Origin of the sequence: Microbacterium sp. MYb66, from assembly GCF_002979435.1 — a bacterium.
Taxonomy (GTDB): domain Bacteria; phylum Actinomycetota; class Actinomycetes; order Actinomycetales; family Microbacteriaceae; genus Microbacterium.
Genome location: NZ_PCOV01000004.1, coordinates 17172 through 30220, shown reverse-complemented (window position 1 = coordinate 30220; position 13049 = coordinate 17172). Strand labels below are relative to the sequence as shown.

The window sequence follows — 13049 nt, the reverse complement described above, 5'->3', positions numbered from 1 at the left end:
CCCATGACCGCTTCGCTGCTGGCCCGCGACATCACGCTGGGCTACGGAGAGACCCCCATCATCTCCGACCTGTCCCTCGAGGTCCCGGACGGCTCGTTCACGATCATCATCGGGCCCAACGCGTGCGGAAAATCGACTCTACTGCGCGGGTTCGCCCGTCTGCTGCGTCCGACGACCGGCGCCGTGCTCCTCGACGGCGACGAGCTGCGCTCGCTCAAGCCGAAGGAGGCCGCCCGCAAACTGGGGCTGCTGCCGCAGTCGTCCATCGCTCCCGACGGCATCACGGTCGCCGACCTGGTGGGCCGCGGTCGGTTCCCGCACCAGAGCGCCATGCGCACCTGGAGCAGCGCCGACGAGCGGGCGGTCTCCGAGGCGATGGCGGCGACGGGGGTCACCGACCTCTCGCGGCGTCTCGTCGACGAGCTCTCCGGAGGGCAGCGGCAGCGCGTCTGGGTCGCGATGGCCCTGGCCCAGCAGACGAAGCACCTGCTGCTGGACGAGCCGACGACCTTCCTCGACATCGCCCACCAGATCGACCTGATGGAGCTGTTCGCCGACCTGCATCGCGACGGCACCACACTGGTCGCCGTGCTGCACGATCTCAATCACGCCGCCCGCTACGCGACCCATCTCGTGGCGATGCGCGACGGGGCCATCGTGGCGCAGGGCGACCCCCGTGAGATCATCACGGCCGAGCTCGTGCAGACCGTCTACGACCTGCCGTGTCGTGTGATCACCGATCCCGTCTCGGGAACGCCGCTGGTGCTCCCGCTCGGTCGGCGGACGCCGTGACGTCCACTCCGAAGCGGCTGTTCCGGATCGCACTGAAGTCGGAAGGGCGCGGGGTCGCCCTCGCCGGGGCGACTGCGCTTCTCATCGTGCACGCCCTCGCCGAGGCGACGATCCCGGTCATCATCGGCGCGACGATCGACAGGGCGGTGCTTCCCGCCGACCCCGCAGCACTCGCGATCTGGCTCGGTGTGCTGGTCGGCACGTTCCTGGTGCTGACCGCGAGCTACCAGTCGGCCTCCCGGCTCATGGTGTCGATCTACGGATACGGCGAGCAGGCGCTGCGGCATCTCACGCTGTCCCGGATGCTGCGCCCCCGGCTCTCCCGCCGCGCGGTGACCCCGGGTGAGGCGCTCACCTTCGTCACCTCCGACACCTACCGCGTGGCCGGAGTCGCCTGGTCGGTCGCGCAGCAGTGCTCCACGATCGCCGCGATCATCGGGGCCGGACTCGCGATGCTGGTGATCTCGCCCGTCGCGACGATCGTGGTGTTCGGGTCGACCGTCGTGATGATGTTCGTGATGCAGGTCGTCTCGCGCCCGCTCGAACGCCGCGGCTTCGCCGAGCAGCACGCGGCGACCGAGGCCGGCGCGGTCGCGGCCGACTTCATGAGCGGCTTCCGAGTGCTCGTGGGGATCGGCGCCCGCGAGGAGGCCGTGCGCCGCTACGTCGCGGCCAGCGACACCTCCCGCCGCGCGGCGACAGCGGCCGGTCGATCGCTCGCCTCGTACGAGGCGGTGAGCGGCACACTGGCCGCGGTCGCGACGACCGCCCTCGCCGGCATGTCGGCATGGTTCGCCGCGGAGGGCCGCATCAGCATCGGCGAACTGGTGACCGTGCTCGGGCTCGCGCAGTTCATCAGCGGCTACCTCGCCTACGCCGGCTCGTTCCCCTCGAACTGGATCCACAAGCTCGCCTCCGCCAAGCGGCTCGCCGAGGTGATCGACGCCGACGACCTCCTCGATGCACCGGCCGCGAGTCCTGTCCCCGCGGAACCTGCCGGCGATGTCGTGCTGGCTTTCCGTGCCGACCCGGGATCCCCGCGCGTGGAGGTGCGCGAGCGGGAGCTGCTCGGCATCCGTCCCGCCGACAGCGACACGGCCCGCGCTCTCTCGCGCCTTCTGGGACTGCGCTCGCGCCCGGAACGCGGCCTCGTGTCGCTCGCCGTCGACGGCGCGTTCCAAGACCTGACCGACCTGGATCCGGTGGAGTACCGTCGCCGGGTCGTCGCACCGCCGCACGGCCAGACGATCGTGAGCGGGAGCCTGCGCGAGGCCGTGCGCGGTCACGGAGTGGACGAGCCCGCCCAGCCGGCGCTCGTCGAGATGGCGGCGCTGCACGACACCGTGGTGCAGGTCGGCGGCTGGGAATCGCAGGTCGGCGAGGCCGGACGACGTCTCTCGGGCGGGCAGCGGCAGCGCATCGGCATCGCCCGCGCCCTGCACGCGGATGCCGACGTGCTGGTGCTCGACGAGCCGACCTCGGCCGTCGACGCCCTCACCGAGGCGCACATCGCCCGTGCTCTCGCCGCGCACGACGAGACCGTGATCGTGATCACCACCTCCCCCGTGCTGCTCGGTGCGTGCGACCGGATCATCGAGCTCCCCTCCCTCGGAACGGATGCTGCGCATGACTGATGCGACCTCGACCACTCCGCTGCTGCCGATCGCCTCCAGCGTCCGCGTGCGAGCCGTCGTCGGCGGGCTCCTGCGACAGCATCCGGCCAGAACCGCGGCGGTCGCTGCGCTCTTCCTCGCGGCATCCGCTCTCGGCATCGTGATGCCCGCGTGCCTCGGACGCATCGTCGATGCCGTGTCGTCCGACGCCGGGTTCACGGTCATCTCCGGCTGGGTGGCGGGAGCAGGCCTCGGTGCGATCGGTGCGGCCGTGATGATGCTGTGGGCGGTGCGCGTACTCACGGGTCTCGTGCAGGACATGCTCGCCACCCTGCGCGAAGACGTGTTCGCTTCGGCGATGCGGCTGCCGGTCAGCGAGGTCGACGACGGGGAGAGCGCCGACCTGCTCTCGCGCGTCACCGGAGATGTGGATGCGGTGGCCGAAGCCGGAGGGAACGTCGCCCCGACCCTGCTCTCCGCGGGCTTCGCGATCGGGGTGTCGGTCGTCGCGCTCACCGCTCTCGACCCGTGGCTCGCGCTCGCGGGCCTCGCCTCCGCGCCGTTCTACCTGCTGGGCACACGCGCATTCCTGCGGAAGTCGCGCGTGGTGTTCCGCGAGGTCCGAGTGCGCGAGGCCGCCCGCAGTCAGGCCGTGCTCGACGCGGTCGAGGGCATCGAGACGCTCACCGCGTTCAACGAGCAGGAGCCCGCACTCGAGCGCGTCCGCGAGCGCGCCGAGGCGTCGATCCGGATGCAGATCGAAGGCGTGCGGGTGACGAATCGGCTGTTCCGGTGGATCAACGGCGGCGAGCTCGTCGGTCTGGCCGCGATCCTCGGCGCCGGGTTCCTCCTGCAGTCCTCGGGGGCGATCACAGTGGGCGCGGTGACCACGGCCGCGCTGCTCTTCCACCGCCTGTTCGGCCCGGTCGGGCAGCTGATCTTCGGTCTCAACGACATCCAGCGCGCGGCCATCGGTCTCGCGCGGCTCGTCGGCGTCATCGACCTCGCGCCCGCGCCCGCCGTCGTGCAGGAGCCGGATGCCGCGCCCCGGGCATCCGCCGGGATCGAGGTGCAGGACGTGACGTTCCACTACCCGACCACCGGCCGCGGCATCGACGGTGTGACGCTGCGGGTCGATCCCGGCACGACCGCGGCTCTGGTGGGCACGTCCGGTTCGGGCAAGAGCACGCTCGCGCGCGTGATCGCCGGCCATCACCCGCCCACCTCGGGCCGTGTGCACCTCGCGTCGGACGCGGACGCCCCGTACTACCTGTCGCAGGAGCTGCACCAGTTCCGGGGCACGATCGCCGACAACCTGCGGCTCGTCGCGCCCGACGCGAGCGACGAGGACATGGTCGCGGCACTGCACGCCGTCGGAGCCGCCTGGGCGGTCGATGCCATGACGGCCGAGCGCGACGGCTCTCCTGCGGATCCCGTCGTCCCCCTGGACGAGGGACGCATCCAGCAGCTGGCCGTCGCCCGGGCGTTCCTGGCCGACCCCGACATCGTGATCCTCGACGAGGCCACCGCCGATGTGGGACTCCATCACCGCGACGCGGTGGAGGAGGCGATCGCCGCCCTGCGGAAGGGACGCACCGCACTGCTCATCGCTCACCGGCTGCAGCAGGCCGTCTCCGCCGAGCAGATCGTCGTGTTCGCCGACGGCCGGGCGACGCAGCGCGGCACGCACGAGGAACTCCTCGCGACCGCCGGCCCCTACCGCGACTCCTGGCTCGCGCAGACCAGGACCACATCCCCTCGCCAAGCCACCGCCGACCAGACCCCTACCGAAGAGACGGAGACTCCGTGAGCATCCACCGCGGCATCGTCAGCAGCACCACCACCCTCACGCCGACCCTGGTCCGCGTCACGCTCGGCGGCGAGGGCGTCGCCGACTTACTCAGCACCGGCATCGGCGATGAGTACGTGCGGGTGTTCTTCCCGCACGGGGAGGACCCGAAGGATGTGTCGCTGCCCGTGCCCGCAGGCGACTGGTGGGAGACGCCGGAAGGCGCGCCGGAAGCGCCGATGCGCACGTACACGATCAGCGGTGTGCGCCCGGATGCCGGCGAGCTCGACATCGACTTCGTCGTCCACGAGGCGGGTGTCGCAGGTCCCTGGGCCGCGCGCGCGGAGCCGGGGCACGTGCTCGGGTTGAACTCCCCGACCGGTCTGTACTCGCCGCCGGAGGGCATCTCCTGGCAGGTGCTCGTCGCCGACCTCACCGGGCTTCCCGCCGTCGCCCGCATCATCGCCGACGCGCCGGAGGGTGTGCGCACCCGGGTCGTGCTCGAGGTGCCGGGCGAGGCTGACCGCGTGCCGCTCCAGGTCGGCCCCGACGTCGAGGTCACCTGGGTGGTCGGCGGCAACGGCCACGGCCCCAGCGCGCTCGGTCCGCTCGTGCGCGGCATCGTCGACGACCGACTCCCGCTCGACGAGGGCTACGTGTGGGTGGCCGGCGAGACAGTGGCCCTGCGCGACGTGCGCAAGTACCTGCGCAAAGAGCTCGGTCTGCCCGCGACCCGGTTCAAGGTCGTCGGTTACTGGACCCCGGTCGCCGCGTGGGACGAGAAGTTCGCCGCGCTGCCCGACTCGGTGCAGAAGGAGCTCGACGCGATCTGGGCCGATGCCGCGGACGACGAGCCCGAAGACGTGCAGGTGCGCTTCGAGGAACGGCTGGATCAGTTGGGGTTGTAAGGGGCGGTTCGGCATACCGCTGAGTGGGGAATCGGGCTGCTGCTCAGCGGCCGAGTGGCCGTGAGAGAAAGTGGACGCGACGGCGGGAGTCGAACCCGCAACGCCGTCAGATATGAGCTGAGGCCCGGGACCGCCCGGATCGCCGCGATGGGAATGACGTTACCCGGCCGTGATCTTTCCCGCCAGGACCATTCCCTGGGATAACACCATGAGTCCGAGGATGACGGATGCCGGTCACCCGATGTCATCCGGCGACGGGGCGTCGAGGGCGCGCAGCAGGCGGCTCACGGCTTCGCGCAGCTCTGCTCGATGCGGCTCCGGCAGCGCCAGCGCGTAGTCGACCCCCTCGGGGATCCAGAGCAGTCCGTACATGGCCTCGCGCCAGTCGGAGCCGCCGACCGGCCACCGCGTGCGGTCCTCGCCCACCGCCGTCGCGCCCTGCGACCAGGGTCCGAAACGCTCCTGCATCTCGGCGAGCGGGAGTTCCATCACGGCCGCCGCCTCGACCTTCTGCGGCGACCACGACGAGGCGATGAGCACCCGCTCCTCGATCTCGTCCTCGGTGATCTCGCGGCGGGTGAAGAGCACGCGCGTGTGCTCGACCGAGACGACGCGGTCGACTCGGAACGTGCGCCAGTCCTCGCGGTCGAGGTCCCAGCACAGCAGGAACCACTTGCGACCGGCCGGTGCGAGGGCGTGCGGCTCGACCCGGCGGACGCTCTCCTGCCCCTCCCCGTCGACATAGCGAAGCCGGAGCCGCTCGCGGTCGCGTATCGCGAGGGCGATCTCGCCGATCACCGCCGGGGAGACCACGGGCCCCTCCCCGATCAGGGGCGCCTGCACCGATGCGGCGAGCGCGTTCACCCGCTGGCGCAGCGCCGAAGGCAGCACCTGCTCGAGTTTGGCCAGCGCGGTGAGCGTGACCTCGGGTCCGCCGACGAGCTGCTGGGTGGCGGCGACCCGCAACCCGATCGCCATCGTCACGGCCTCATCGTCGTTGAGCAGCAGCGGTGGCACCGCGCTCCCTGCCTCCAGTCGGTAGCCGCCGGCCGCGCCGGGTGAGGACTCCACCCGATAGCCGAGCTCCCGCAGCCGGTCGACATCGCGGCGCACGGTGCGCTCCGTCACTCCCAGCCGGGTTGCGAGCTCGGTCCCCGGCCAGTGCCGATGCGTCTGCAGCAGGTTGAGCAGAGCGAGTGCACGCGAGGTGGTGTCGGTCATGCGTCTCAGATTGCCAGATGATGCGGACAGGATCTGTCCGCATGGGTTTCTACGCTCACTCCCATGAACGAATCCCTCATCGAGACCGAAGGCCTGACCAAGGTCTTCACCGTCAAGAAGACGCCGGTCCATGCCGTGACCGACGTCTCCTTCACCGCCGTGCGCGGCGAGCTCGTCGCCTTCCTCGGCCCGAACGGTGCCGGAAAGTCGACGACCCTGCGGATGCTGACCACACTGATCCCGCCCACCTCGGGAAGCGCGCGAGTCGTCGGCCACGACATCCGCACGGATGCCGCCGGGGTGCGCGCCCGGATCGGCTATGTCGGTCAGCTCACGAGCGGCAGCTTCTCGCAGCGGGTGCGCGACGAGCTGCTGAGCCAAGGCGCCTTCTACGGGATGACGCGGCGGGACAGCGCACGCCGGGCGGACGAGCTCATCGAGTCGCTCGATCTCACCTCGTTCGCGACCCGCAGCGTGCAGCAGCTCAGCGGCGGCCAGAAGCGCCGCCTCGACATCGCACTCGGGCTCATGCACGCGCCGCCGCTGATCTTCCTCGACGAGCCCTCCACCGGACTCGACCCGCAGAGCCGAGCGAACCTCTGGGAGCACATCCTCGACCTGCGGACGCAGCACGGCACGACGGTCTTCCTCACCACGCACTACCTGGAAGAGGCCGACCGATACGCCGAGCGCGTGATGGTCATGGACAAGGGCCGCATCATCGCCGACGACGACGCGGCCTCCCTCAAGGCGACTCTGGCCGGCGACGTGCTCACCTTCGGATTCGCGGGTGCGGCCGAGGCAGCGAGTGCCCGGGAAGTGGTGTCGCGTCTGAGCGCGGCCGAGGTCACCCTCGACGACGCGGCGATCTCGCTCGCGGTGCCCGACGGCGACCGGCTGCTGCCGGTGATCGTGCGCGAGCTCGACGCCGCCGGCATCCTCGTCCGCCGCGCGACCGGCGTCCCGCCCACGCTGGACGACGTCTTCCTCGCCCTCACCGGCCGCACTCTGCGCGAGGCCGGAGAAGGGGCGGATGCTGCGGGCGAGGCATCCGATTCCGAATCCGCCGACACCGCCCGTCAGAACAGCACGACAGGAGTCCTCTCATGACCACCACCGACACGCTCGTGCGCCCCAACCTCGCGCGCGACACCCGGAACGTGCTGATGCGCGAGCTCAAGCCCGTGGTCCGGGATCCGTTCACGCTGATCTTCAGCCTGCTGCAGCCGCTCGTCTTCCTCGGGCTGTTCGCTCCCCTGCTGATCGGCGATTCCGGCCGTCCCGCCGGCGAGACCCTGGCCTGGTTCGTGCCCGGCGTGCTCGTGATGATCGTGCTGTTCGGCACCGGGGCCACCGGCTCGAACCTGCAGTACGAGATGATGACGGGCTCGCACGAGCGCACCCTGGTCGCCCCTCTCGCCCGTTCCTCACTGCTGGTCGGGCGTGCGCTCAAGGAGATCGCGCCGATCGTCGTGCAGGCGCTCGTGATCGTCCTGATCGCCTGGCCGTTCGGCTTCGCCGCCGACATCCCCGGTCTGCTCATCGGGCTGGCGCTGCTGGCCGTGTTCGGGGTGGGCCTGGGCTCGCTGTCGTACTCCCTCGCGCTGGCGACGAAGGACCGGGAATGGCTGTTCTGGGGCGTGCAGCAGTCGCTGATCTTCCCGCTGCTGATCCTCTCCGGCATGCTGCTGCCGCTGGACGACGCGCCCGAGTGGATGCGGGCCGTCGCCTCGGTCAACCCGGTCAACTGGGTTGTGCAGGCCGAGCGCGCGCTCTTCGCCGGAGACCTCGGCGACATGACCGTGCTGTGGGGCTGGGTCTCGGCTCTCGCCGTCGCAGCGGTCGGGCTGATCGTGGGAGTCAGGGCCATCCGCCGGAGCAACTGACCCGACCGACGGTGCGCCGCGGCCTGCGAGTTCGCAGACGCCGCGGCGCATCTCCGGCGTCAGGGCTCAGTCGCTCGTCACCACGATCTTGCCGCGGCTCGCCCCGGCGGCGAGGTCGGCGAGAGCCTCGGGCAGACGGTCGAACGGGTACGTCTTCGCGACGACCGGACGGATCGCGCCGCTGTCGATGAGTGCCGTGATCTGGCGCAGCTGCTCGCCGTCCGCGCGCATGAAGAGGAACTCGTACCGCACGCCGAGCTTCTTCGCCTGAGCTCGCACCCTGCGGCTGAGACCCGCGATGGCCAGCCGCACGAAAGCACTCAGCCCCTGCTCCCGCGCGAACGCCGGGTCGGGCGGGCCCGAGATTCCGACCACGAGCCCACCGGGCTTGAGCACCCGCAGCGACTTCTCGAGGTTCTCGCCGCCGAGGCCGTCCAGCACGAAGTCGTAGCCGGACAGCTCCTCGGCGAAGTCCTGTCGGCGGTAGTCGATCACGATGTCGGCGCCGAGACCCCGCACGAAGTCGGCATTCGCCGCGCTGGCCGTCGTGGCGACCCTGGCCCCGAGGTGCGCGGCGAGCTGGATCGCGATCGACCCGACGCCGCCAGCACCCGCATGGATGAGCACCTTCTGCCCCGCCGTGACCCTTCCACGCTCGACCAGCGCCTGCCAGGCCGTGAGTGCCACCAACGGGAGCGAGCCGGCCTCGGCCATCGAGAGACCGGCGGGCGCGGGGGCGAGGTCCGTCTCGGCGACGGCGATCCGCTCGGCGAACGTCCCGATGCGGGCCGCGTCCGGCCGGGCGTACACGCGGTCGCCGGGGCGGAATCCGTCGACGAGGCGACCGACGCGGATCACCGTCCCCGCCACATCGTTGCCGAGGACCAGGGGCAGGTCATAGGGCAGGATCTGCGCGAACTCCCCCTGCCGGATCTTCTCGTCGAGCTGATTGAGACCCGCGGCCTCGACGCGGACCAGGACGTCTCGATCACCGACCTCGGGTTCGGCGACCTCCCGCTCCTCGAGCGGCTGCTTGTACTTCGCGACGACGAATGCACGCATGGTGTTCGACTCCTCCGATGGTCCCGCGGGTCTCAGGCGTTCGCCCGCAGCTGCGGGTAGACGACTTCCAGCGGAGCGCTGAGCCCTGCCTTGACCTGCACAGAGATCTCATCCGCGAGCACTTCGTACTCGTCGCGCTCCGTCGCATCCAGCACGGCGCGGACGAGGTCGGCCGGATCGGTCTTCGGGTCCGAGACGTGCTCGGCCATTGCGGTGTCGACATAGCCGACGTGCACACCCACGACGTGCACTCCCGCGGGAGCGAGCTCGAGGCGGAGCGAGTTCGTCGCCGACCACAGCGCCGCCTTCGTCGCGCTGTAGATGCCGGCCACGGCGAACCAGGAGAGAGCGGAATGGATGTCGATGACCGCAGCCCCCGGCCGCCCGGCGAGAAGCGGGGCGTAGGCGCGCGTGAGGAAGAGCGGGCCGAGGAAGTTCGTCTCGACGTTCCGGCGGATGTCGTCGTCCGAGTGCGTGAGGATCCCCGCGGTCGGCACCGAGGCGCCGGCGTTGTTGATGAGCACCGTGACGTCGGGCGCGGCTTCGACGGCGGCGCGGATCGACTCCGCATCCGTCACGTCCAGGGCGAGCGGGACCACGCGTTCGTCGTCCCAGGTGCGCGGCATGCGGGCGCTGGCGTAGACCTTGGCGGCGCCGCGCGCGAGCGCCTGCGCGACGAACTGCGCGCCGATGCCTCCGTTCGCTCCGGTGACGAGGACGACGGCTCCGTGGAGTGAAGGCATGGACTGCTCTCTTCTTTGCGATGATGAGGGATAGTTGAGCGTGCGCATAAGCGACTCTCGTCATAACTGAGCGTAATCAGTTTCTATTCCCGAAGGATGAACATGTCGATCTCGGCCTCGAACGCGCTCGGTCGTCGCGAGCGCAACAAGCAGCAGAAGCTCGAGCGGATCGCTGCGGCCGCGGCAGAGCTCTTCGCTGCGCACGGCATCGACGAGGTCACCACCCAGCAGATCGCCGAGCGAGCCGATGTCGGCACCGGCACCCTGTTCCTCTACGCCAAGACGAAGGGCGAGCTGCTGCTGCTCGTGCAGAACGCGCACTACGCCGTCGCTCTCGAGAAGGGCATCGCTGCGGCCGAAGCGACTCCCGATGCGCGCGCGGCGATCGTCGCGCTGCTGCGGCCGATCGTCGAATGCAACCGCGTTCAGGTCGAGAACGGACGCACCTACCTGCGCGAGATGGTGTTCGCCGAACCCACCGACGCACACCATGCCGAGGCGCTTCGCATCGTGGGCGAGACCGAGGACGCCGTGGCGTCGATCCTCCGCCGCGACCCGAAGACGAGCGAGGAACGTGCCGCCGCCCTCGCCCGCATCGTTTCCGCGATCATGTTCCTCACCCTGACAGCGAGCACGAACGTCGACCTGAGCGTCGACGAACTCGTCGACGACATCGACCGACAGCTCGGCGCTCTCCTCGGAGAGTGAGTCCGGCGGCTCAGCGCCGGAGCGAGTCGTCGAACGGGTTCGGCTCGATCGTGTAGTCGGTCGAGGCGTCGGACCAGGTGCCGCCGTCCGCGGGCTGCCGGCGTCGACGAAGGGCGGCGAGTGCGCGCGTCGTCGGAGAGCCCACCGCGAGCGCCACTCTCCCCGGCGCCGTGTGATCCTCGGACCCGAGCACACTCGCCCGATGCCAGGCCTCGTGCAGCACCCCACCCCGAGCCGCGGGAACGCGCCGCGCCGGCAGCGCCCCGGAACGCCGAAGAGCCACGAGCTGCTCCACCCGCTCCCACCACGTCGACTCGGCTTCGGGGTGGAAGTAGTTGTCGCGCAGCCAGTCGGGATGCGGATGCCGGAAGCGCCCGGCCACGACCTCACTGCGACCGCCGAGCAGACCGCTCCCCACGAACACCGTGTTCAGCAGGCTCTTGCTGACCCCGAAGGAGTCGAGCGCGATCACCGGGATCCCCATCGCGGTGGCTTCGATCGCCGCGGTGGAGCTCACGGTGACCAGACCGGCCGCGGTCTCCAGAGCGGTGGACATCGAGTCGTACGAGAACACGAGGTTCTGCGGAAGCCGGCTCGGCAGCAGCCCCCGGTACGGCTCACGCTCGAGGTGCGTCTCCGACTCGCCCGGCCGCGACCGCAGCTTCACCACCACACGGCGCGCGGGCTCGGTCTCCGCCGCCCGCAGCAGCATGGCCGCGATCTCCGCGCGCTCCTCCCGCCCGACGGGTACGAGCGCCTGCGCAGCGAAGACGATGTCGGTCGCCGGCGGTCGCACCGGCGCTGTCTCCGCCGGACGCTCGGCGACGGCGACACCGCCGCGCCCCCGCGCCACTGCATCGACGGTCGACCGCTCGGGCCGCAGCATCCGCTGGCGCCGTCGTGCGAACGGCAGGGTCGCGAGAGCCGTGGGCATCTGCGCGCCGATGCGTCGCCCGAGCTCCTCGAACGCCCGCACCTCGCGGTGGGAGTGCACGACCAGCAGATCGGTGTGCCGACGGTAGTCGAGCGCGCCGCGCTGTGCGGGGATCGCCATGCCCGGCAGCCCGGAGACGGTGACCGGCCGATGCTCCAGGGAGTCGATCACCCGTCCCATGAGCCGCACGAACGGTCCCCGCCCTGCGAGCAGGACCACGTCCGGGCGCTGCCCCGCCAGCCAGGCGGCCGTCTCCGCGAACCCGATGCGGGTCACGTCGTCGGGACCGAGCGTCGTTCCGGCGAGCGCGGTGCGCTGCTGCGCGACACTGGCCGTGAGCGGGGTCTGCACCACAAGCAGGTGCGGACGCAGTCCCGCTACCGACCCGACCAGCGAGGCCGCCCACTTCACGAAGGAGTCGGCGTCCGCGATGGCGACGACGCGGATGCCGGCGGCTCCCGTCATGCCGAGACGCGGCGCAGCTTCGCCATCGGCGCGCGCTCGCTGTCGAACACGCGCTTGACGCCGTCGCCGGTCGCACGCTCGATCACCCGGATGTCGCGCACCAGGTGCTCGAGGCCGGTCGGCTCGAGCGAGGCCGCGTGGTCGGAGCCCCACATCGTGCGGTCCAACGTGATGTGGCGTTCGACGGCCACTGCTCCGATGGCCACGGCCGCGAGCGAGATCTGGAGGCCGCGCTCGTGCCCGGAGTAGCCGACGGGCACACCGGGGTAGCGGTCACGCAGGGTGGCGATCACGCGGAGGTTGGCCTCCTCCGGCTCCAGCGGATAGGTCGAGGTCGCGTGCATGAGGACCACGCGATCGGTGCCGAGCGTGTCGAGAGCCCGGTCGATCTGCTCGATGGTCGACATCCCGGTGGAGAGGATGACGGGCTTGCCGGTCTCGCGCAGACGCACCAGCAGCTCGGTGTCGGTGAGGCTCGCGGAGGCGACCTTGTGCGCCACCACGTTGAGGTCTTCGAGGAAGTCGACGCTCGGCACGTCCCACGGCGAGGCGAACCAGTCCAGACCCTGCATCGTGGCGTGGTCGCCGATCTCGACGTACTCGTCGCGCCCGAACTCGACGCGGCGGCGGTAATCGAGGTAGCTCATCAGGCCCCAGGGCGTCTCGCGCGGGACGTCGCGCATGTGCTCGGGCGTGGAGATCTCGGGCGTGCGCTTCTGGAACTTCACGGCGTCCGCACCGGCACGGGCGGCGACGTCGATCAGGCGCTTGGCGATGTCCACATCGCCGTTGTGGTTCAGGCCGATCTCGGCGATGACGTAGGCAGGACGCCCGCCGCCGATCACTCGTGAGCCGATGCTGACAGTCATGATTCCTCCGGTCGTCGAGCGCTGGTGCAACCCCTCCCTCCTGACTACGGGCCGAGGAT

Annotated in this window: 12 protein-coding genes and 1 pseudogene; 7 read left to right on the top strand and 6 right to left on the bottom strand. The window is 70.7% G+C overall.

Features of this window, described 5'->3' with window-relative positions; all coding sequences use genetic code 11:
- The first annotated feature begins 3 nt into the window (after nt 1–3).
- From CQ045_RS10085 to CQ045_RS10070, 4 genes are read left to right on the top strand one after another with little or no spacing between them, the layout of a single operon-like run.
- On the top strand, nt 4–792 hold the full coding sequence (locus CQ045_RS10085) for an ABC transporter ATP-binding protein (protein ID WP_105723313.1): 789 nt from the start codon (nt 4–6) through the stop codon (nt 790–792).
- Complete coding sequence (locus tag CQ045_RS10080; RefSeq protein WP_105723311.1) at nt 789–2426, top strand: ABC transporter ATP-binding protein; 1638 nt, start codon at nt 789–791, stop codon at nt 2424–2426. Before CQ045_RS10085 ends, CQ045_RS10080 begins: the two co-directional genes overlap by 4 nt.
- Nucleotides 2419–4215 (top strand): ABC transporter ATP-binding protein, encoded by a 1797-nt coding sequence (locus CQ045_RS10075; protein ID WP_181156532.1) that lies wholly within the window; start codon nt 2419–2421, stop codon nt 4213–4215. Before CQ045_RS10080 ends, CQ045_RS10075 begins: the two co-directional genes overlap by 8 nt.
- Entirely contained in the window at nt 4212–5102 is an 891-nt protein-coding gene (locus tag CQ045_RS10070) for a siderophore-interacting protein (RefSeq protein WP_105723307.1), read from the top strand. The genes CQ045_RS10075 and CQ045_RS10070 overlap by 4 nt, the downstream gene beginning before the upstream one ends.
- Before the next feature lie 71 nt (nt 5103–5173).
- On the opposite strand, the pseudogene CQ045_RS18845 reads toward CQ045_RS10070, so the two are convergent.
- Both CQ045_RS18845 and CQ045_RS10065 read right to left on the bottom strand, forming a co-directional pair.
- Nucleotides 5174–5249, bottom strand: a pseudogene (locus tag CQ045_RS18845).
- An 87-nt stretch (nt 5250–5336) separates the two neighbouring features.
- Entirely contained in the window at nt 5337–6323 is a 987-nt protein-coding gene (locus CQ045_RS10065) for a YafY family protein (protein ID WP_105723305.1), read from the bottom strand.
- A gap of 63 nt (nt 6324–6386) precedes the next feature.
- On the opposite strand from CQ045_RS10065, the gene CQ045_RS10060 reads away from it, so the two are divergent.
- Entirely contained in the window at nt 6387–7433 is a 1047-nt protein-coding gene (locus CQ045_RS10060; RefSeq protein WP_105723303.1) for an ATP-binding cassette domain-containing protein, read from the top strand.
- Nucleotides 7430–8209, top strand: coding sequence for an ABC transporter permease (locus tag CQ045_RS10055; protein ID WP_105723301.1), 780 nt, complete (start codon nt 7430–7432; stop codon nt 8207–8209). The genes CQ045_RS10060 and CQ045_RS10055 overlap by 4 nt, the downstream gene beginning before the upstream one ends.
- A gap of 66 nt (nt 8210–8275) precedes the next feature.
- Here the strand turns inward: CQ045_RS10055 and CQ045_RS10050 are convergent, their stop codons facing one another.
- Both CQ045_RS10050 and CQ045_RS10045 read right to left on the bottom strand, forming a co-directional pair.
- On the bottom strand, nt 8276–9271 hold the full coding sequence (locus CQ045_RS10050) for an NADP-dependent oxidoreductase (protein WP_105723299.1): 996 nt from the start codon (nt 9269–9271) through the stop codon (nt 8276–8278).
- Nucleotides 9272–9303: 32 nt separating this feature from the next.
- Nucleotides 9304–10014 carry an SDR family oxidoreductase gene (locus tag CQ045_RS10045; protein WP_105723297.1) on the bottom strand — a complete coding sequence of 237 codons (711 nt, stop codon included), beginning with the start codon at nt 10012–10014 and terminating at the stop codon, nt 9304–9306.
- A 102-nt stretch (nt 10015–10116) separates the two neighbouring features.
- On the opposite strand from CQ045_RS10045, the gene CQ045_RS10040 reads away from it, so the two are divergent.
- Complete coding sequence (locus CQ045_RS10040) at nt 10117–10722, top strand: TetR/AcrR family transcriptional regulator (RefSeq protein ID WP_105723295.1); 606 nt, start codon at nt 10117–10119, stop codon at nt 10720–10722.
- A 10-nt stretch (nt 10723–10732) separates the two neighbouring features.
- Here CQ045_RS10040 and CQ045_RS10035 read toward each other — a convergent pair whose 3' ends face one another.
- Nucleotides 10733–12121: a DUF6716 putative glycosyltransferase gene (locus CQ045_RS10035; protein WP_105723293.1), complete on the bottom strand. Its 1389-nt coding sequence runs from the start codon at nt 12119–12121 to the stop codon at nt 10733–10735.
- Nucleotides 12118–12990: an N-acetylneuraminate synthase family protein gene (locus tag CQ045_RS10030; protein ID WP_105723290.1), complete on the bottom strand. Its 873-nt coding sequence runs from the start codon at nt 12988–12990 to the stop codon at nt 12118–12120. The genes CQ045_RS10035 and CQ045_RS10030 overlap by 4 nt, the downstream gene beginning before the upstream one ends.
- Nucleotides 12991–13049: the final 59 nt, after the last annotated feature.

Excerpts from the sequence above, each read along its gene's own strand:
- CQ045_RS10030 (WP_105723290.1), bottom strand. The coding sequence starts at position 12,990 with ATGACTGTCAGCATCGGCTCACGAGTGATCGGCGGCGGGCGTCCTGCC.
- CQ045_RS10065 (WP_105723305.1), bottom strand. The coding sequence starts at position 6,323 with ATGACCGACACCACCTCGCGTGCACTCGCTCTGCTCAACCTGCTGCAG.
- CQ045_RS10060 (WP_105723303.1), top strand. The coding sequence starts at position 6,387 with ATGAACGAATCCCTCATCGAGACCGAAGGCCTGACCAAGGTCTTCACC.
- CQ045_RS10035 (WP_105723293.1), bottom strand. The coding sequence starts at position 12,121 with ATGACGGGAGCCGCCGGCATCCGCGTCGTCGCCATCGCGGACGCCGAC.
- CQ045_RS10055 (WP_105723301.1), top strand. The coding sequence starts at position 7,430 with ATGACCACCACCGACACGCTCGTGCGCCCCAACCTCGCGCGCGACACC.
- CQ045_RS10085 (WP_105723313.1), top strand. The coding sequence starts at position 4 with ATGACCGCTTCGCTGCTGGCCCGCGACATCACGCTGGGCTACGGAGAG.
- CQ045_RS10050 (WP_105723299.1), bottom strand. The coding sequence starts at position 9,271 with ATGCGTGCATTCGTCGTCGCGAAGTACAAGCAGCCGCTCGAGGAGCGG.
- CQ045_RS10045 (WP_105723297.1), bottom strand. The coding sequence starts at position 10,014 with ATGCCTTCACTCCACGGAGCCGTCGTCCTCGTCACCGGAGCGAACGGA.
- CQ045_RS10075 (WP_181156532.1), top strand. The coding sequence starts at position 2,419 with ATGACTGATGCGACCTCGACCACTCCGCTGCTGCCGATCGCCTCCAGC.
- CQ045_RS10040 (WP_105723295.1), top strand. The coding sequence starts at position 10,117 with ATGTCGATCTCGGCCTCGAACGCGCTCGGTCGTCGCGAGCGCAACAAG.